This is a genomic window from Dysosmobacter sp. (assembly GCF_052306735.1).
In the GTDB taxonomy this organism is placed as follows: Bacteria; Bacillota; Clostridia; order Oscillospirales; family Oscillospiraceae; genus Oscillibacter.
In genome coordinates, this window is record NZ_DAWBAJ010000042.1 from 1 (window position 1) to 17424 (window position 17424).

Below are 17424 nucleotides of genomic sequence, written 5' to 3' on the forward strand. Positions count from 1 at the left end.
TCACCATCGGGATCCTGATGATCCGGGGCAGCAAGGGCAGCAGCCAATTCCGCCTCTTCGGCGTCATGGCGGTGGTACTGGGAGCGGGAGACGCCTTCCATCTGATTCCCCGGGCATATGCTCTTTGTACCACGGGCCTTGAAAACTACACCGCCCTTCTGGGGTTGGGAAAGTGGATCACCTCCGTTACCATGACCATTTTTTATATGCTGCTCTACTATGTCTGGCGGCAGCGGTATCGCGTCAAGGGGCAGAGCGGTCTGACCATCGCCGTGTATGTTCTGGCCGGACTGCGCATCCTGCTGTGCATGATGCCCCAGAATCAGTGGTTCAGTGCCGATGCGCCCCTCTCCTGGGGGATCTACCGCAACATTCCCTTCGCCTTGCTGGGGCTAGTGGTGATCGTGCTGTTTTACCGCAGCGCCAAAGAGCAGGGTGACCGGGCGTTCCGGTGGATGTGGCTGACCATCGTGCTGAGCTTTGGCTTTTATATCCCGGTGGTGCTGTGGGCGGATGTGATGCCCATGATCGGCATGCTGATGATCCCCAAGACCTGCGCCTATGTGTGGACGGTTCTCATCGGATATTTTGCCATGAAGCGGGAATGCAGCTGAAGGCGTTTTTTCTGGTAGTGCCTGCGCCGGAGAAGAATTTTCCCTTTCTCGGTCCCAAGACCGGACAGGGCCGGACATATCCTGCTGGGTGTGAGCCATGCCCGTTTTCTATCATTCGCCGTAAATAGGAAAGAGGATGGCGCGGTCCGCGCCATCCTCTTTCCTTATTCTTTCTGTGGTGCGTCTTCCGCCAAATACCGGTGAAAATCCTTCAGCATAGAGGCCAGCGTGATGCCCTCCATCGTCTCCCGAATGGAGTCTTCGATCTGGTGGTAGGGGCCAGAGAGCACCTTTTGGATGTTCCGGGCCACAGGACAGGGTCGCTGGCTGCAGGGATGGATGCCGATGAGGGAGGTGAGGCCCTGCGGCTCCAGAGCGCTGTAGACCTGATACAGCGTGATCTGCTCCGGCTCCCGACACAGCTCCGCTCCGCCGGTTCCTCGGGTCACAGAGATCAGCCCGGCCTTTTTCAATGCGCTGAGGATGTTCCGGATTACCACCGGATTGACCCCGGTAGATTGGGAGAGGAGGGTGCTGGTCACTTTGGCCACGCCCCGGGCTTCGTGAATGAAAATCAGGCAGTGGATAGCCACAGAACATTTCATACTCAACTGCATGGTTACACATCCTTTCCATTCTAATCCATTCTAAGGGGTACGGTTATATGATGTAACTGTTGACATTACAACATGCTAGTGGTAAGCTGTTAACACATGTAATATGAAGATTTACAACGATATTGTATAACGGTTTCCGCCAAAAAACAAGCATGATTCCAAATTGCCCGGCGGGAAAAGAAGCGACAGGAAATGAGGTCCGGCATGAAGGCAGTACAAATACAGCGCTATTCCAAGAACATTGATCCCGTGCTGCGGGAGATTCCAATTCCCAAGATCGCAGACACAGAAGTTTTGGTACGGGTGAAGGCGGCGGCGGTCAATCCGGTGGAGCTGCTGATTGCCACTGGAAGTGTGAGGTTGATCCAGGACTATTCCATGCCTCTGACCCTGGGAAACGAGTGTTCCGGCGTTGTGGAACAGGTGGGGGCGTCTGTCACGGAGTTTCAGGTGGGGGAGGCTGTCTATGCCCGCCTGCCAGTGAGGACGCTGGGGGGCTTTGCGGAGTACGTGTCTGTTCCTCAGAGTACCCTGGCCAAGATGCCTGCCGGCTGTGACTTCGCCGCTGCGGCGGCCATCCCCCTTACCGGGCTGACTGCCTGGCAGTGCCTCACAGAGGAACTGGAGGCAAAGGCAGGAGAGACGGTGCTCATTCCCGGCGGCTCCGGGAGCTTTGGAGAGATGGCGGTTCCTCTGGCCAAGGCTCTGGGGCTCCATGTGACGGTGTCCGGAAATGCCCGGGCGCAGGAGCGGTTCCTTGCCCTGGGCGCGGATCAATATCTGAATTATCGGAAGGAAAATTACTGGGAAGTTCTCCCCCCGGTGGATTATGTGATCGACACTCTGGGAGCAGGAGAGCTGGATCACGAACTGTCTGTTTTGAAGCCGGGCGGGCGGCTGGTAAGTTTGCGGATGGGCCCCAACAGGGCTTTTGCGGCAAAAAAGCAGTTCCCGGCTTGGAAAAGACTGCTGTTTTCCCTGGCTGGGGCCAGGTATGACAGCGCTGCCGGGAAACAGGGAAAGGAATACCGGTTCCTGTTTGTCCGGGAGGATGGGGCGCAGCTGCGGACCATAACCAAAATCGTGGAGCACAATGGCATCACGCCCCGGATCGATCTGCATGTTTTTACCCTGGAGACCGCCCGGGATGCCCTGCAACTGGTGGCAGAGGGGCATCCGGACGGAAAAGTGATCTTACAAATTTCCTAAGGAGGAACTGGAAAATGAAACTCTATGAAATAACCTTTAGCCCTATCGGTGGTACCCGAAAAGCTGCCGATCTGCTGACTGGGGCGTTGGACGGCGAACCCATTGCCGTGGATCTGACGGACAGCGGCGCCGACTTTTCCGCTGTGGTGCTTGCCCCGGAGGATGTGGCGGTCATCGCCGTGCCCTCCTACGGCGGCCGGGTACCGGGGACGGCGGTGGAGCGGCTTGTTACCATGAACGGCGGCGGCGCCCGGGCGGTGCTCCTGTGCGTGTATGGCAACCGGGCCTATGAGGACACCCTGGTGGAGCTGCAGGACGCCGCCAAACAGGCGGGCTTCCGGGTCATTGCAGCCGCGGCAGCCATTGCGGAGCACTCCATTGCCCACCGTTACGCCGCCGGACGGCCTGACGCAGAGGATGCAAAACAGCTGCAAGAATTTGCCGGCAAGATCCAGAAAAAACTGTCTGCCGGAGATGATGGGGAGCCCGAGATCCCCGGCAACCGGCCCTATAAGAAGGCGGGCGGCTCCGGCATGGTGCCCAAGCCCACCAAGGAATGTACCAACTGCGGATTATGCGCGGCGAAGTGCCCTGTGCAGGCCATTGACCCCAGTGACCCCAAGCGCACCGACAAGGATCGGTGTATTTCCTGTATGCGGTGCGTGTCCATCTGCCCCCAGTCGGCCCGGAAGGTCAGCTCTGTGATGTTGGCGGCAGTGGATGTGGCGCTGAAAAAGGTATGCTCGGAGCGGAAAGCCGGAGAGCTGTACATCTGACGGAAAATTGGAAAAGCCGGAGGCCATGCGTGGCCTCCGGCTTTTTTTACGTTCTGAAACAGCGTTACGCCGTCTCTGCTTTGTGACTTTGGGCGTAGTAGAAGAAATACTGCTGCATGATCCCGGCGGCATTGCCGTACCGGGCAAAGGGATTTTGCCCCTGATACTCTTTTTGGATGACCTTTTTGATCCAGGTATCCACTGGGGCGCAGGCTGTCCGGCCATAGGCGAACAGCGCCACGCAGTTGGCCACTTTTACCCCCACGCCCCTCACCGCTTCCAGGGCGGCGATCAGCTCCGCGTCGGGAAGGGCGGCGATTCCGGTGAGATCCAGTCGGCCGGAGAGCACCTGCTCCACCGCGTCGCAGAGATAGGGCGCCCGGTATCCGGCTTTGCAGGCAATGAAATCTTCCGGGCACGCATCCTTCATCTGCAAAGCCGTGGGAAAGGTGTAAAGTGTTTCCGTAGGGGCCTGGATTTTGGTGCCGTACCGCCGGCTCAGTGCCTCCACCACAGAGCGGATGGCCGGGATGCTTTTGCGCTGGGAGATGATGAAAGTAACCAGCATCTCCCAGGGATCCTGACGCAGGATCCGGATGCCTGCGCCGGCCTGGGCGGCCTGATCCAGGAAGGTGTCCTCCGCCGGAACGGCCTTGCGGATGTCCCGGTAGTTCCGGCTCAAATCGAAATAGGGCTTCCAGATGCTCTCCCAGGTATCCGGATCGCAGCTTACTTGGTAGGTTTCCTCTGACATTTTGCGGATGTACAGAACCTCACACCCGGTGAGGAAGCGGTAAGTGCCTCCCGGCAGCGGGGTGACCCGAAAACACTGGCCGCTGTCGGTGATTTTCTGCAGGTCAAATAAATCGGGGATGCGGACTTCCATGGGATTCTCCTTTCGGGCGTGATGGGGTCATTCCTCTTCCTCGCCAGAAGCAGACAGATTTTCCTGGAGCTGTTCCAGAAACAGCTCCATAGCGTGGGAAAAGATCTGGGATTTCTTCCATACCAGGTACATGCCCAATTCCAGTTTGGGCTTCAGAGGCCGGAAGCAGAGGCCGCTGCCGGTGGTGTTTACCAGCTTGTCCAGAGTAAAGGCATAGCCCATCCCCTCATCCACCATCAGCGATGCGTTGTAAATCAGGTTGTAAGTGGCCACGGTGTGAAGCTCTGAGGGTTCTTTCCTGAGCCAGCGGTACAACCCGCCTTTGCTGTCTACCTGGCGGGAGAAAATTAACGGTTTGTCCCACAGATCCCGGGGAGAAACAGTGTCCTTTTCCGCCAGGGGACTGCTGCGCTGCATCAATATGCCCCAGGTATCCTTCATGGGCAGCTCCATGTAGTGGTACTTTGCTTTATCTATGTCGCCCAAAAGGATCCCAAAGTCCAGCAGCCCCTTGTCCAGACGCTCGCACACGTCCACAGCGTCACCGCTGACGATATGGAAGCGGATGCCCGGATAGCTTGCCTGGATCCGGTGAGCGGTTCTGGCGATCTGCCGTACCCCGTCGGTCTCACCGGTGCCGATATAGAGATCCCCGCTGACAGGTTCGTCGGACTGGGCAATTTCTTTTTCCGTCCGGCCCACCAGGTCCAGGATTTCCTCCGCCCGTTTTCGCAGCAGCCTGCCGTCTTCCGTGAGGGTGATCTTCCGGTTGCCCCGGATCATCAGCTGTTTGCCCAGCTCTTCTTCCAGATCCCGCAGCTGGCGGGAGAGGGTGGGCTGGGTCAGGTGCAGGGATTGGGCCGCCGCCGAGATGTTCTGTTCCCTGGCCACTGCAAGAAAGTATTGCAGTACGCGCAATTCCATAAAGTCCACCTCCTGGCTCTTTTATTATAGCGAAACATAAACATAGATTTCAAGCATGGCTAAGCATTCTTTATAGGTATTTGTTATTAAATCCGGAGGGTGCTAAAATGAATTAGACACAAGAAAGAATCAGGAGAGTCAGATGAATTTAGAAGCATTTTTGGAACACCTGAACAGTGGGAAACCGGTTCAGGGCGGCAGTGAAGCCCACCGATTCATGCACGGCGTCAGCCAGGAGGCCTTGAGAATCACCGCGGAGATCAACGGCAGCTACCATACGCCGGAAGAGCTGCGCACACTCTTTTCCCAGCTGATCGGCCGACCGGTGGACGAGAGCTTTGCCCTGTTTCCGCCCTTCCACACCGACTGCGGCAAGAACATTCACATTGGAAAAAACGTATTTATCAACATGGGATGTAAATTCCAGGATCAGGGAGGCGTTTTCATTGAGGATGGCGTGCTCATCGGCCATAACGTGGTGTTGGCCACGCTGAATCACGCCATGTCTCCCCATGATCGCGGCACCATGGTTCCCGCCCCTATCCATATTGGAAAGAACGCCTGGATCGGCTCCAATGCCACCATCCTGCCCGGCGTCACCATCGGTGACGGAGCCATCGTGGCAGCTGGTGCCGTGGTGACCCGGGACGTTCCGGAGAACACCATTGTGAGCGGCGTGCCTGCGCGTATTATGCGGCACTTGAGTGAGGAGGAAATGCAATGAGCAGGAAGGTTTTGGTAATCTCTACCAGCCCTCGAAAGGGCGGCAACTCTGATACCCTGGCAGATGCATTCGCGCGGGGTGCCCGGGAGGCTGGGAACAGCGTGGAAAAGGTCACGCTGTATGACAAGACCATCGGGTTCTGCAAGGGGTGCCTCACCTGCCAGAGCACCTGCCGCTGCGTCATCCACGACGATGCGGATGCCATTGCCCGGAAGATGCTGACGGCGGACGTCATCGCCTTTGCCACCCCCATCTATTACTACGGGATGAGCGGCCAGATGAAGACCATGCTGGATCGGGCCAATCCACTGTTCCCTGCCGATTACGCCTTTCGGGATATTTACCTGCTGGCGGCTGCGGCGGAGGAGGATGAACACACCGTAGACGGGGCGGTCACCGGATTACAGGGATGGATCGACTGCTTTGAAAAGACCCGCCTGGCGGGAACGGCCTTTGCCGGGGGTGTGACAGCCGTAGGGGAGATCCAGGGCCATCCTGCGCTGCAGAAGGCCTATGAGATGGGTAAAAACATTTAAGGAGGACGAACATATGCATTCCAAATATAACGGCTACTCTTTCCCGCTGCGGGATACCGTCAAGCGGGAGAAGGTACGCTTCCACAACCGCTACGGCATTGAACTTTGCGGTGATCTGTATCTGCCTAAGGAATCCGGTGGAAAGCTTGCTGTCGTGGCCGTGTCCGGGCCCTTCGGCGCCGTGAAGGAGCAGTGCTCCGGCCTGTACGCCGAGGAACTGGCTTCCCGGGGCTTTGCCGCCCTGGCCTTTGACCCCTCCTTTATCGGAGAGAGCGGAGGCGAAGCTCGGAATGTGGCGTCGCCCGATATCAACTCTGAGGATTTCTCCGCTGCGGTGGACTTCCTCTCCACCCGGGATTTCGTGGATCCGGAGAAGGTGGGCATTCTGGGGATCTGCGGCTTCGGCGGTATGGCGCTCAACACCGCCGCTATGGACACCCGCATTAAGGCAACTGTGGCCTCCACCATGTACGATATGACCCGGGTGAACGCCAAGGGCTACTTCGATGCCGCAGACAGCGCCGACGCCCGGTATGAAACGAAAAAAGCCCTCAACGCCCAGCGGACAGAGGACTACAAGAACGGTACCTATGCCCGCGCCGGCGGTGTGGTGGACCCGCTGCCGGAGGACGCGCCCTTCTTTGTGAAGGATTACTATGACTACTACAAGACAGAGCGGGGCTATACGGAGCGCTCCCTCAACTCCAACGACGGCTGGAATGTGACCTCGTCCCTGTCCTTCATCAACATGCCCATCCTGCGCTACACCAATGAGATCCGCAGCGCCGTACTGGTGATTCACGGGGAAAAGGCCCACTCCTGCTATTTCAGCCGTGATGCCTTTGCGGACATGGTGAAGGACAACCCCTGCGCCGACAACAAGGAACTGCTCATCATTCCCGGGGCTGTTCATACCGACCTCTACGACCGGAAGGACATCATTCCCTTTGACAGAATTGAGCAGTTCTTCCGGGAGTATTTGAAGTAAGGGACGAAGGAGGGTGCCTGTGGTAAAATTATTCTGTATGCTCCTTGCGGCTTTCAGCCTCTCCGCCTGCGGGGGAGGCGGAGCTCCGGCAGATTCTGACGCATCCCAGGCGGTGATGGCGGAAGAGGAGACTGCCTATCCGCAGCAATCCACAGAAGAAGAACCCAGTCAGGAGGAATCTGCTTTGAAGATCACGGTGGGAGACTATGAACTGCTGGCTACCTTTGAAGACAACAGCTCCGCCGAAGAATTCCGGGAGCTGCTTGCCCAGGGGCCGCTGACCATTGAGATGGAGGACTACGGCGGCTTTGAGAAGGTGGGCCCCCTGGGTACGGCGCTGACCCGAAACGATACCCAAATCACCACACAGCCCGGGGATGTGATCCTCTACCAGGGCAACCAGATTACCATTTATTATGGCACCAATTCCTGGAGCTTTACCAGGCTCGCCAGGATCGACGATCCCTCCGGCTTGCAGGAAAAGCTGGGGGACGGAACCGTTTCCGTTACGTTTTCTCTGAAATAGGAGGTATTGCATATGGCAGTAAAACAGACGGCGGGCCGTGAGGCCCTGGGGGAGTTTGCCCCCAAATTTGCCCAGCTGAATGATGATGTGCTCTTTGGGGAGGTCTGGAGCCGGGAGGACAAGCTCTCCCTCCGGGACCGATCTCTCGTTACAGTGGTGGCTCTGATGTCCCAGGGCCTGGTGGACAGCTCCTTCCAGTACCACCTCTCCACCGCCAGACAAAACGGCATCACCCGGCAGGAGATTGCGGAGATCTTGACCCACGCGGCCTTTTATGCCGGCTGGCCCAAGGCCTGGGCAGCTTTCCGCATGGCCAAGGAGGTCTGGTCTGACGATGTCCCCGGTGACGACGGCAAGGCACAGCATCAAAAAGAAATGGTATTTCCCATCGGGGCGCCCAACGACGGCTTTGCCCGGTATTTCGTGGGCCGAAGCTATCTGCGGCCCCTTTCTACCAGCCAGGTGGGAGTCTATAATGTGACCTTTGAGCCGGGCTGCCGCAACAACTGGCACATCCACCACGCCGACAAGGGCGGCGGGCAGATCCTGGTCTGTGTAGCCGGCCGGGGCTGGTATCAGGAGTGGGGCCAGGAAGCCCGGGAACTGCATCCGGGGGATGTGGTCAACATCCCGCCGGAGGTGAAGCACTGGCACGGTGCCGCCTGTGACAGCTGGTTCTCCCATCTGGCCCTGGAAGTGCCTGGCGAGAATTGTTCCAATGAGTGGCTGGAGGCTGTGTCCGACGAGGCATACGGCAAGCTGGGCTGAGATTCATCAAAACGAGAGCTCCTGTCAGGCCACCTGACAGGAGCTCTCAAATTTATGGGAGGACCGGCCTTTTGTACAATGGCCTTCGAAAAGAAGACTGGGGATTTTGCCCGCAGCACTCCCATCAGATCCAGGGGAAGCGATGGAGGTGCAGCTGCATGGGATGAGGGACGGTTTCCATCTGTGGGTTGGGTAATCGGAGATCCAAAAAGACGCCGCTTGTAAGGGCACAGCGGATGGGGTACAATCAGTTGTGACAAAGTATGATTTCGCAGCCATACCGGAGAAAGGAGCGTTCCCATATGCCGATGCTTGGTGCAATTCTGACCCCACATCCGCCGGTGCTGCTACCTGAGGTGGGCAGGGGGCAGGAACAGGAGATTCATGCCACCGACAGTGCCATGCGTACCGCAGCGGAGCAGGTGGCCCGGTGGGATCCCGATGTGCTCATCGTGGCTTCGTCCCACACGATTATGTACGGGGACTATTTTCATATTGCCCCCGGCCGCGGAGCGGTAGGCGATATGTCGGCCTTCGGCGCGCCTCAGGTACGCATCCAGGTGCAGTACGATGTTCCACTGCGGGATGAGATCGTAAGCCGGGCTCAGGCTGCAGGGCTGAGGGCCGGTACGCTCGGTCAGCGAGACCCGGCTCTCGATCACGGTGTTCTGATCCCCCTCTATTTCCTGCGCAAAGCGGGGGTGGAGTGCCCCATCGTGCGCATGGGATTGTCCGGCTTTTCTCCGCTGGAGCATTACCGGTTGGGCCGGTGTGTGGCCGAAGCCGCAGAGGCTTTGGGACGCCGGGCTGTGTTCGTGGCCAGCGGTGACCTGTCCCATAAACTGAAAGAAAACGGCCCCTACGGTCTTGCGCCGGAAGGCCCGGTATTCGATGAGGCGGTAACAAAGGCCATGGCTTCCGGCGATTTCCTGCAGTTTCTCACGATGGAGCCGTCCCTTTGTGAGCGGGCGGCGGAGTGCGGCCTGCGCTCCTTCCAGATGATGGCGGGGGCACTGGACGATTTGGCTGTGGAGCCTCGGCTCCTGAGCCACGAAGGTACCTTCGGCGTGGGCTATGCAGTGGCCTTGTTCCCAGTTACAGGTAAGGATGAAAACCGCCGGTTTGCTGCTGCCTGTGAGCAGGCCCAGCGGGCCCGGATGGAGGCGCGCCGAGCCAGAGAGGATCCCTGGGTACGTCTGGCCCGGCTGTCTCTGGAGACCTATGTGCGTACCCGCCGGAAGCTGGAATCCCTGCCGGATGACTTGCCTCAGGAGCTGACCGGACAGACGGCCGGGGCCTTTGTGTCATTGCACGTCAGCGGACGGCTGCGGGGCTGCATCGGAACCATCGCCCCCACTCAGGTGAATGTGGCTCGGGAGATCATGGAGAACGCCGTCTCCGCCGGTACACGGGATCCCCGCTTCCCGCCTGTTCAGGTCGGCGAACTGGATGAACTGGAGTACAGCGTGGATGTGCTGGGAGAGCCCGAACGGGTGGATTCCCCCGCTCAGCTGGATCCCAAGAAGTACGGTGTCATCGTCAGCTGCGGACAGCGGCGGGGACTGCTGCTGCCGGATCTGGAGGGTGTGGATACGGTGGAGCAGCAGATCGATATTGCCCGGCAGAAAGGCGGCATCCAGGCGGCAGAGCCCTATACCCTCCAGCGGTTCCGGGTGGTGCGACATCTATGAGGATCACATGTGAACTCTGCTTTCACCGCTGCCGGCTGGAGGAGGGGCAGACCGGACTTTGCCGGGCCCAGGCCAACCGGGGCGGGCAGATCATTTCCCTTAACTACGGGAAATTGACCGCACTGGCGCTGGATCCCATTGAGAAGAAACCTCTGCGCCGGTTCCATCCCGGCAGTATGGTGCTGTCGTGGGCAGCTTCGGCTGCAATCTGCACTGTCCCTTCTGCCAGAACGCGCAGATCGCCGCGGCAGGGGAGGAATTCCCCACGCGGGATTGCTCGCCGGAAGCGCTGGTGGACGAGGCATTGCGCTTGCGCAGCCGGGGCAACATCGGTGTGGCCTATACCTATAATGAGCCCCTGGTGGGCTATGAGTATGTGCGCCGCTGTGCGGCGCTCGTCCATGAGGCCGGAATGTGCAATGTGCTGGTGACCAACGGCACCATCCGGGAGAAGCCGTGGCAGGCCCTGCTGCCGTTGATGGACGCGGTGAACATCGACTTGAAAGGCTTCACCCAGGATTGGTACCGCAAATTGGGCGGCGACCTGGAGACGGTCAAGCGTTCCATTGTTCTCGCTGCCGGCTGCTGCCATGTGGAGGTCACCACGCTGATCGTGCCGGGAGAGAATGACAGCGAGAGGGAAATGCGGGCCCTGTCCGGTTGGCTTGCCTCGGTGGGCACGGACATCCCGCTGCACGTTACCCGCTTTTTCCCCCGTCACCACATGACGGACCGGCCGCCTACGCCGGTGGAGGCCGTCTATCGCCTGGCCGAGGTGGCCAGGGAAAACCTGCGGTATGTGTATATAGGCAACTGTTGAAACGAATCAAACAGGAGGGATCTTTCATGCGTAAGAATTTTGGAGCAAAACCCTGGATCTATCCCCAGCCGGTGCTGATCATCGCCACCTACGGAGCCGACGGTACGCCTGACGCCATGAACGCGGCCTGGGGCGGCATCAGTGACGATCAGGAGCTGTCCATGTGCATCAGCGCCGAGCACAAGACCACCGCCAACATCTTGGCGCGCAAGGCATTTACCGTCAGCATGGCCACGGCGGATCAGATGGCGGCCTGCGACTATGTAGGCATCGAATCCGGCAATCAGGTGGCCAACAAGCTGGAAAAAGCGGGCTGGCACACTGCCCCGTCGGAATTTGTGGACGCGCCCCTCATTGACGAACTGCCCATGGCGGTGGAGTGCCGCCTGGTGAGCTACGACCCGGAGAGCTGCCGCCTGGTGGGTGAGATCGTTAACATCAGCGCCGACGAGTCGGTGCTGGGCGAGGATGGAAGGGTCGACCCGGACAAGCTCCGGCCCATTACGTTCGATTCCATTCACAATGCTTACCGGATCTTGGGCGAGAAGGTGGGCAATGCCTTCCGGGATGGGGCAAAGCTGAAATAAGCGGTTCGAAATCTGCAAAAAAAGCCGGACGGATATTCTCGGGATTCGAGGATATCCGTCCGGTATGATTTATGTTTCGTCCAGAATCAGCGTTTGCCGGGGCCCGCAGCCCAACTCCTTGAAATCGGAGAACAGGCAGTCCATGCGCGTCGGGTGCACGCAGATCAAATGCATGGGGCTGCTGAGCTTTTGTAAGGCCGAGAGTGGGATCTTCCTGAATGCCGCATGGGCGTTATAGGAATCGCTGAAGGGCTCCACCAGCTCTGCCTTTCCCATGACCTGGATCCCGTGAAGTTTGCCAAAGCCCTCATATTTGTCGTAGATGGCAAGGCAGACATTGGTATTTTCCGCCAGGCCGATGAACTTTTTGCCACCCTCGGAAAACATCCAGAAGCAGCCGTCGTGGTAGCTGTACTCAATGGGGGTGCAGCGCACGTAGTCCCCGGTTCCAGTGGCCAAAGCACAGGTGTTGTTGGCCGAAATATAGTCCTCTGCCATAGCTTGCAGCCTGGCTCTGTCCAGTTTGACGCTGCCTGCGTCCTTTTCATCCCAGTAACGGGCCGCCGCCTGGAGGGCTTCGTCGGCATAATAGGGTTTCTCAGACATTGGTTCCTTCGCCTCCTTAACAATTCCATTGTACGCTTCGTGAAGCCCGATATCAACGCGGGGAAGAACATTGTTTTTCCGCGGATCCGGAATTATAATAAAAACAGGCTGCAGGAGAGAAGGGGATATATGGCACTGAAAAAGGTTTGGATGTCGCCGGATACCGGAAACTATCTGCTCCATGTTCTGGGCGGGAGCCTTGGCATCGTGCTGCTGGCGATGCTGCTTGTTGTGGCGGGAACAGTTCTGTCCTTTTCCATGCACTGGTCCCGGGAAGTCTCCGCTCTGGTACTCTGCTGCGGTGTCACTGCGCTGACCGCAGTCCTGGCCCTGAGGCTGCGGCGTAAAGCTGTAAAAGAGGTCACGCTCTTTTTTCTCACGGAAGATGATAGGCTGTTTGCCCTGGATACCCGTCGCCTCTCCCACTACGGGCACAGCGTGCTGGGCTATGTGGCCGGAACCATCGAGACGCAGAAGCTCCTGGACCGCCTGGTACAGATGCCCCATGTGCCCGCCGGGGCGGATGAGATTCTAAAAGTGGAGCATGTCAAGGAGAACCGCTCCCACTATGCTGTTTCCTGTTGGGTGCGGCACCCCAACCGGAATGTGATCCGGCGGCCCTACTTCATCGTCAGGGGCTGCCCGGAAGAAGATCTGCTGCTCCGGGAGCTTGAGCGCCGGCAAACCTGGGAATCCGCCCTGGAACCTGCCGAAAACCGGAATCCCCGTTTCATCCTGGTCAGCGTTTTGACGTTGGTGGGCTTTGGGGGATTGTGCATATTGAGCCACCCGGCGGTGGCCAGGCTGCCCCGGAGCCTCTATTTTCCCTGCCTTGCAGGGGTATGGATTTCCTGTTTTTTCGTTGCCTATTTGATTGTCCGGCAGAGCCGGGGACAGTAAGCAAGGGGGGCGGAAAGTTTCATGAATAAAAGCGACATCACCCGGGATTATTGCATGCTGAGCGGCCCTCTGGCGAAAAAAGGCTATGACTGGTGGTGGCACTCCTTCACCGCGGAACACGTGAGAACCGGAGAACGCAAGTCCTTTTATATCGAATACTTTCTCTGTAATCCCGCCCTGGCACAGGAGCAGCCGATGCTGGTCTGGAACGATCCGGAGGGCCGTCAGGCAGGGAAGCGCCCCTCCTACTGCATGATCAATGTGGGATTCTGGGGAAAAGAGAAGGGCCAGCTCCACCGCTTTTTCCCCTGGAGCCAGGTGTCCGTTCCCATGAATGCGCCCTTGAACCTGAAGGCCGGGGATTGCACCTGCACGGAGACGCACATGACCGGTCATGTGAAGGTGACGCCGGAGGAGGCTGCTGCCCATCCGGAGTGGATGAGTGATGCCGGGGAGCTGGAATGGGATATTCAGATCAACAAGCAGGTGGCCTATCACGTGGGGTACGGAGCCTCCAGGTTCTTCCGCCGCCTCAATGCCTTTGAGATGTTCTGGCACGCCGAGGGGATGAAGACTGCCTTTGACGGCCGACTGCGCCTGAACGGTGAGGAATACCGGGTTCATCCCGATACCTGTTATGGCTACGCCGACAAAAATTGGGGCAGAGATTTCACCTCTCCCTGGGTGTGGCTTTCTTCCAACGATCTGGTGAGCACCGTTACGGGCAAACGGCTCCATAACAGTGTATTCGAGGTGGGTGGCGGTAATCCCAAAGTGTTTGGGATTGCCCTGGGGCGAAAGCTCCTGGGCCAGTTTTACTATGAGGGCAGGGATTACGAGTTCAATTTCAGCAAGTTCTGGACAGGCAGCCGCACCTTCTTCGACTGTACGGAGACCGCCGGCCAAATCCTTTGGAAGGTAATCCAGACCACCTTTAAAGCCCGAATGGAGGTGGAGATCGCCTGCAGTAAGGACGAGATGCTCCTCATCAACTATGAGTCCCCGGACGGCTATAAACGTCACACCCGGCTGTGGAACTGTGGAAACGGATACGGAACCGTAAAGCTCTATGAAAAGCGGCGGGGCGGCTGGCAGCTCCTAGATAAGGTGAGAGCAGGCAGCGTGAGCTGCGAGTACGGGGAATACGAAAAGGAGAGTCAAGCATGAAGCGCGTGAAGATCACGGTTTTGAAAACCACGCTGGACAGGGAGCTGGCGGCGGAATACGGCGTGGAGGGGCTCACCGCCTGCCCCATGCTCCAGGCGGGGCAGGTGTTCTACGCAGACTATGCCAAGCCCGAGGGGCTGTGCGACGAGGCCTGGAAGGCCATCTATCAGTATGTGTTCGCCCTGGCCCACGGAGCGGAGAAGGAGCTGTTCTACTATGGCGACTGGATCCGGAAGCCCGGCGTGGCCATCTGCAGCTGCAACGATGGATTGCGGCCGGTGATTTTCAAGCTGGAAGCAACCGATGAAATTTCCCGGATCGACGATACGCCGGTGCAGTGAGCGATGATGTCCTACACCAGAGAAGAACTCACCGAGGCCAAACGCCAAATCGACTCCACCCTCCACAAGCTGCGGGAAGTCGTTAAAACCCTGGAGCGGAAGAGCAATCCGGCCCGGTACAAATCCCAGATCACCCTGGCCAAGCGCCGGATCCGGGCGTTTTCCATCGCCGGTGAGCTGATCGCCCGGGAGCTGGATCAGATATGATGAACAAGAACGGCCCGTGGAACTTGAAGTCCACGGGCCGTTTCTTATTCTCTTACCCGGTCCGGCAGAAAGCGCAGCGCTCCCGCGGCCCGGCTGGCGTTCAGATCAATGAGCCGCTGGTTGGAGCTGCCCCGAAACCGCAGGGAGATGTCCTTGAGCTCCTCCACAAACCGGCCGTCCACCAGTACATCCAGCAGAGAGAGCATCTCATCCGTCACTTCGCAGCGGGGATGGGTTCCCTCTGTGGTCAGCTCTTCATAGGTAAAGCCGCTGAAGCCCCAGATGGTCTTATCCGGATACGCGGAGCGAACCCGCCGCAAAAAGGGAACCAGACACCGTTGATTCTCCGGCTCAAAGGGCTCGCCGCCCAGCAGCGTCAGGCCATTGATATAGCTGGGGGAGAGCATCTGCAAAAGACGCTCCTCCGTCTCGGCGGTGAAGGGCTGCCCATAGGAAAAATCCCAGGTCTGGGGCTGAAAACAGTTTTTGCAGTGGTTGGTGCAGCCGGAGACAAACAGTGTCACCCGCACCCCTTCACCGTTGGCAATATCACAGTTTTTGATTTCCCCGTAGTACATGATGGCCTCCTGCCAAAGAGCCCCCGCCGCAAGGACAGGGGCGCTTTGTGAAATAGAAATCCTTTACAGATGCAGTACCCGGTCCCGAATCTCCTGGGTACGGCCTTGGTTCCAGAACTGCGTGCCGATGTAGCCGCAGGTACGCCGGGCCACGTTCATCTTGTCCTGATCCGTGTTGCCGCACTTGGGACACTTCCAGATGAGCTTGCCGTTTTCCTCCACGATCTGGATCTCGCCGTCCCAGCCGCACACCTGGCAGTAGTCGCTCTTGGTGTTCAGCTCGGCATAGATGATGTTGTCGTAGATGAACTTCATCACCTGCAGTACAGCCTCCAGATTGTTCTGCATGTCCGGCACTTCCACGTAGCTGATGGCGCCGCCGGGGGAGAGGTGCTGGAACTGAGCCTCGAACTTCAGCTTGTCAAAGGCGTTGATCTCCTCGGTGACATGAACGTGGTAGCTGTTGGTGATATAGCCCTTGTCGGTGATGCCCTCAATCACGCCGAAGCGGCGCTGGAGGCACTTGGCAAACTTGTAGGTGGTGGATTCCAGAGGCGTGCCATAGAGGGAGAAGTCGATGTCGCTCTCCTCCTTCCACTTCTTGCAGGCGTCGTTCATGTGCTGCATGACGGAAAGGGCAAAGGGCGTGGCCTCAGGGTCTGTGTGGCTCTTGCCAGTCATGTACTTGACACACTCATAAAGGCCCGCATAGCCCAGGGAGATGGTGGAGTAGCCGTGGTAGAGCAGCCCGTCAATGGTCTCGCCCTTTTTGAGCCGGGCGCAGGCGCCGTACTGCCACAAAATAGGGGCCACATCGGAGAGGGTCCCCTTGAGCCGCTCATGGCGGCACAGCAGCGCCCGGTGGCAAAGCTCCAGCCGCTCGTCAAAGATGCTCCAGAACTTCTCCATATCTCCCCCGGAGGAGAGGGCCACATCCGGGAGGTTGATGGTCACCACGCCTTGATTGAAGCGGCCGTAGTACTTGTGCTTGCCAGGCTCATAGTTGCCGGCATTGGCGATGTTTCCGATACCAGCGTCGGTGAAGCGGTCCGGCGTCAGGAAGGAGCGGCAGCCCATGCAGGTATACACGTCGCCTTTGAGTTCCTTCATCTTCTTGGCAGAGATATAGTCGGGGACCATCCGCCGGGCGGTGCACTTGGCAGCCAACTTCGTGAGGTACCAGTAGGGGGAGTCCTCCGTGATGTTGTCCTCTTCCAGCACATAGATGAGCTTGGGGAAGGCAGGGGTGATCCACACGCCGTCCTCGTTTTTCACGCCCTGATAGCGCTGCTCCAAAGTCTCCTCGATGATCATGGCCAGATCTTTACGCTCCTGGTCGTTCTTGGCCTCGCCCAGGTACATGAACACGGTGACGAAGGGAGCCTGTCCGTTGGTGGTCAGCAGCGTCAGCACCTGATACTGGATAGTCTGCACGCCCCGGCGAACCTCGTCCCGCAGGCGGTCCTCCACCAGCTGATGCATTTTCTCCTCGCCGGGATCGATGCCCAGGGTCTCCATCTCCTGCTCTACGATCTTGCGGATCTTCTTCCGGCTCACGTCCACAAAGGGCGCCAGGTGAGCCAGAGAGATGGACTGGCCGCCGTACTGGTTGGAAGCGACCTGGGCGATAATCTGCGTGGCGATGTTGCAGGCGGTGGAGAAGCTGTGAGGCCGCTCAATGAGGGTGCCGGTGATGACAGTGCCGTTTTGCAGCATATCCTCCAGATTCACCAGGTCGCAGTTGTGCATGTGCTGGGCATAGTAGTCAGAGTCGTGGAAGTGGATGATGCCCTCCTTGTGGGCCTCCACAATGTCCGGGGGAAGCAGCAGCCGCTCACTGAGGTCCCGGGAGACCTCGCCGGCCATGTAGTCCCGCTGGGTGGAGTTCACCACCGGGTTCTTGTTGGAGTTCTCCTGCTTGGCCTCCTCGTTGCAGCACTCGATGAGGCTGAGGATCTT

Annotated in this window: 21 protein-coding genes; 15 read left to right on the forward strand and 6 right to left on the reverse strand. The window is 58.5% G+C overall.

What is annotated here, in order from left to right:
• On the forward strand, positions 1-614 hold a 614-nt coding region (locus ACT67G_RS09715; protein ID WP_443664099.1), incomplete at its 5' end, for a hypothetical protein.
• A 164-nt stretch (positions 615-778) separates the two neighbouring features.
• On the opposite strand, the gene ACT67G_RS09720 is transcribed toward ACT67G_RS09715, so the two are convergent.
• Positions 779-1231: an Rrf2 family transcriptional regulator gene (locus tag ACT67G_RS09720; protein WP_443664100.1), complete on the reverse strand. Its 453-nt coding sequence runs from the start codon at positions 1229-1231 to the stop codon at positions 779-781.
• Positions 1232-1435: 204 nt separating this feature from the next.
• Between ACT67G_RS09720 and ACT67G_RS09725 the strand changes: the two genes are divergently transcribed.
• The gene (locus ACT67G_RS09725; protein WP_443664101.1) at positions 1436-2440 is read left to right on the forward strand and encodes an NADP-dependent oxidoreductase; all 1005 of its coding nucleotides are present in this window, start codon (positions 1436-1438) and stop codon (positions 2438-2440) included.
• Positions 2441-2454: 14 nt separating this feature from the next.
• The gene (locus tag ACT67G_RS09730; protein ID WP_443664102.1) at positions 2455-3216 is read left to right on the forward strand and encodes a 4Fe-4S binding protein; all 762 of its coding nucleotides are present in this window, start codon (positions 2455-2457) and stop codon (positions 3214-3216) included.
• 64 nt (positions 3217-3280) lie between these two features.
• Here the strand turns inward: ACT67G_RS09730 and ACT67G_RS09735 are convergent, their stop codons facing one another.
• Positions 3281-4102: a DNA-3-methyladenine glycosylase family protein gene (locus ACT67G_RS09735; RefSeq protein WP_326215925.1), complete on the reverse strand. Its 822-nt coding sequence runs from the start codon at positions 4100-4102 to the stop codon at positions 3281-3283.
• Between the two features lie 27 nt (positions 4103-4129).
• Positions 4130-5026 (reverse strand): LysR family transcriptional regulator, encoded by an 897-nt coding sequence (locus ACT67G_RS09740; protein WP_325244874.1) that lies wholly within the window; start codon positions 5024-5026, stop codon positions 4130-4132.
• Positions 5027-5168: 142 nt separating this feature from the next.
• On the opposite strand from ACT67G_RS09740, the gene ACT67G_RS09745 reads away from it, so the two are divergent.
• From ACT67G_RS09745 to ACT67G_RS09780, 8 genes are all read left to right on the forward strand, one after another.
• The gene (locus tag ACT67G_RS09745; RefSeq protein WP_443664103.1) at positions 5169-5750 is read left to right on the forward strand and encodes a sugar O-acetyltransferase; all 582 of its coding nucleotides are present in this window, start codon (positions 5169-5171) and stop codon (positions 5748-5750) included.
• On the forward strand, positions 5747-6286 hold the full coding sequence (locus tag ACT67G_RS09750) for a flavodoxin family protein (protein ID WP_443664104.1): 540 nt from the start codon (positions 5747-5749) through the stop codon (positions 6284-6286). The genes ACT67G_RS09745 and ACT67G_RS09750 overlap by 4 nt, the downstream gene beginning before the upstream one ends.
• A gap of 13 nt (positions 6287-6299) precedes the next feature.
• Complete coding sequence (locus tag ACT67G_RS09755; RefSeq protein WP_443664105.1) at positions 6300-7274, forward strand: alpha/beta hydrolase; 975 nt, start codon at positions 6300-6302, stop codon at positions 7272-7274.
• Positions 7275-7293: 19 nt separating this feature from the next.
• Complete coding sequence (locus ACT67G_RS09760; protein WP_325244881.1) at positions 7294-7800, forward strand: cyclophilin-like fold protein; 507 nt, start codon at positions 7294-7296, stop codon at positions 7798-7800.
• Between the two features lie 12 nt (positions 7801-7812).
• Positions 7813-8568, forward strand: a complete 756-nt coding sequence (locus tag ACT67G_RS09765) for a carboxymuconolactone decarboxylase family protein (RefSeq protein ID WP_443664106.1) — start codon at positions 7813-7815, stop codon at positions 8566-8568.
• A 302-nt stretch (positions 8569-8870) separates the two neighbouring features.
• On the forward strand, positions 8871-10259 hold the full coding sequence (gene amrA / locus ACT67G_RS09770; RefSeq protein ID WP_443664107.1) for an AmmeMemoRadiSam system protein A: 1389 nt from the start codon (positions 8871-8873) through the stop codon (positions 10257-10259).
• Between the two features lie 187 nt (positions 10260-10446).
• On the forward strand, positions 10447-11079 hold the full coding sequence (locus tag ACT67G_RS09775; RefSeq protein ID WP_443664108.1) for a radical SAM protein: 633 nt from the start codon (positions 10447-10449) through the stop codon (positions 11077-11079).
• Positions 11080-11105: 26 nt separating this feature from the next.
• A complete protein-coding gene (locus tag ACT67G_RS09780) occupies positions 11106-11666 on the forward strand; it encodes a flavin reductase family protein (RefSeq protein WP_443664109.1) in 561 nt (186 codons plus the stop codon).
• Between the two features lie 69 nt (positions 11667-11735).
• Here ACT67G_RS09780 and ACT67G_RS09785 read toward each other — a convergent pair whose 3' ends face one another.
• Entirely contained in the window at positions 11736-12272 is a 537-nt protein-coding gene (locus ACT67G_RS09785; RefSeq protein ID WP_443664110.1) for a pyridoxamine 5'-phosphate oxidase family protein, read from the reverse strand.
• Positions 12273-12401: 129 nt separating this feature from the next.
• Between ACT67G_RS09785 and ACT67G_RS09790 the strand changes: the two genes are divergently transcribed.
• From ACT67G_RS09790 to ACT67G_RS09805, 4 genes are read left to right on the forward strand one after another with little or no spacing between them, the layout of a single operon-like run.
• Positions 12402-13172, forward strand: a complete 771-nt coding sequence (locus ACT67G_RS09790; protein ID WP_443664111.1) for a phage holin family protein — start codon at positions 12402-12404, stop codon at positions 13170-13172.
• A gap of 21 nt (positions 13173-13193) precedes the next feature.
• The gene (locus tag ACT67G_RS09795; RefSeq protein WP_443664112.1) at positions 13194-14339 is read left to right on the forward strand and encodes a tocopherol cyclase family protein; all 1146 of its coding nucleotides are present in this window, start codon (positions 13194-13196) and stop codon (positions 14337-14339) included.
• A complete protein-coding gene (locus tag ACT67G_RS09800) occupies positions 14336-14680 on the forward strand; it encodes a TIGR04076 family protein (RefSeq protein WP_326216291.1) in 345 nt (114 codons plus the stop codon). The genes ACT67G_RS09795 and ACT67G_RS09800 overlap by 4 nt, the downstream gene beginning before the upstream one ends.
• 6 nt (positions 14681-14686) lie before the next feature.
• Entirely contained in the window at positions 14687-14887 is a 201-nt protein-coding gene (locus ACT67G_RS09805) for a hypothetical protein (RefSeq protein WP_326216292.1), read from the forward strand.
• Positions 14888-14931: 44 nt separating this feature from the next.
• Here ACT67G_RS09805 and nrdG read toward each other — a convergent pair whose 3' ends face one another.
• Together nrdG and nrdD are read right to left on the reverse strand one after the other, a co-directional pair.
• Complete coding sequence (gene nrdG, locus ACT67G_RS09810; protein ID WP_325244900.1) at positions 14932-15465, reverse strand: anaerobic ribonucleoside-triphosphate reductase activating protein; 534 nt, start codon at positions 15463-15465, stop codon at positions 14932-14934.
• Positions 15466-15528: 63 nt separating this feature from the next.
• Positions 15529-17424, reverse strand: a 1896-nt coding sequence (nrdD, locus tag ACT67G_RS09815; RefSeq protein ID WP_443664113.1) for an anaerobic ribonucleoside-triphosphate reductase, incomplete at its 5' end; no start/stop codon positions are given.

What these genes read in the sequence shown, in the direction of transcription:
- ACT67G_RS09720 (WP_443664100.1), bottom strand. Translation starts at nt 1,231, where the DNA reads ATGCAGTTGAGTATGAAATGTTCTGTGGCTATCCACTGCCTGATTTTC.
- ACT67G_RS09725 (WP_443664101.1), top strand. Translation starts at nt 1,436, where the DNA reads ATGAAGGCAGTACAAATACAGCGCTATTCCAAGAACATTGATCCCGTG.
- ACT67G_RS09730 (WP_443664102.1), top strand. Translation starts at nt 2,455, where the DNA reads ATGAAACTCTATGAAATAACCTTTAGCCCTATCGGTGGTACCCGAAAA.
- ACT67G_RS09735 (WP_326215925.1), bottom strand. Translation starts at nt 4,102, where the DNA reads ATGGAAGTCCGCATCCCCGATTTATTTGACCTGCAGAAAATCACCGAC.
- ACT67G_RS09740 (WP_325244874.1), bottom strand. Translation starts at nt 5,026, where the DNA reads ATGGAATTGCGCGTACTGCAATACTTTCTTGCAGTGGCCAGGGAACAG.
- ACT67G_RS09745 (WP_443664103.1), top strand. Translation starts at nt 5,169, where the DNA reads ATGAATTTAGAAGCATTTTTGGAACACCTGAACAGTGGGAAACCGGTT.
- ACT67G_RS09750 (WP_443664104.1), top strand. Translation starts at nt 5,747, where the DNA reads ATGAGCAGGAAGGTTTTGGTAATCTCTACCAGCCCTCGAAAGGGCGGC.
- ACT67G_RS09755 (WP_443664105.1), top strand. Translation starts at nt 6,300, where the DNA reads ATGCATTCCAAATATAACGGCTACTCTTTCCCGCTGCGGGATACCGTC.
- ACT67G_RS09765 (WP_443664106.1), top strand. Translation starts at nt 7,813, where the DNA reads ATGGCAGTAAAACAGACGGCGGGCCGTGAGGCCCTGGGGGAGTTTGCC.
- amrA (WP_443664107.1), top strand. Translation starts at nt 8,871, where the DNA reads ATGCCGATGCTTGGTGCAATTCTGACCCCACATCCGCCGGTGCTGCTA.
- ACT67G_RS09780 (WP_443664109.1), top strand. Translation starts at nt 11,106, where the DNA reads ATGCGTAAGAATTTTGGAGCAAAACCCTGGATCTATCCCCAGCCGGTG.
- ACT67G_RS09785 (WP_443664110.1), bottom strand. Translation starts at nt 12,272, where the DNA reads ATGTCTGAGAAACCCTATTATGCCGACGAAGCCCTCCAGGCGGCGGCC.
- ACT67G_RS09790 (WP_443664111.1), top strand. Translation starts at nt 12,402, where the DNA reads ATGGCACTGAAAAAGGTTTGGATGTCGCCGGATACCGGAAACTATCTG.
- ACT67G_RS09795 (WP_443664112.1), top strand. Translation starts at nt 13,194, where the DNA reads ATGAATAAAAGCGACATCACCCGGGATTATTGCATGCTGAGCGGCCCT.
- ACT67G_RS09800 (WP_326216291.1), top strand. Translation starts at nt 14,336, where the DNA reads ATGAAGCGCGTGAAGATCACGGTTTTGAAAACCACGCTGGACAGGGAG.
- ACT67G_RS09805 (WP_326216292.1), top strand. Translation starts at nt 14,687, where the DNA reads ATGTCCTACACCAGAGAAGAACTCACCGAGGCCAAACGCCAAATCGAC.
- nrdG (WP_325244900.1), bottom strand. Translation starts at nt 15,465, where the DNA reads ATGTACTACGGGGAAATCAAAAACTGTGATATTGCCAACGGTGAAGGG.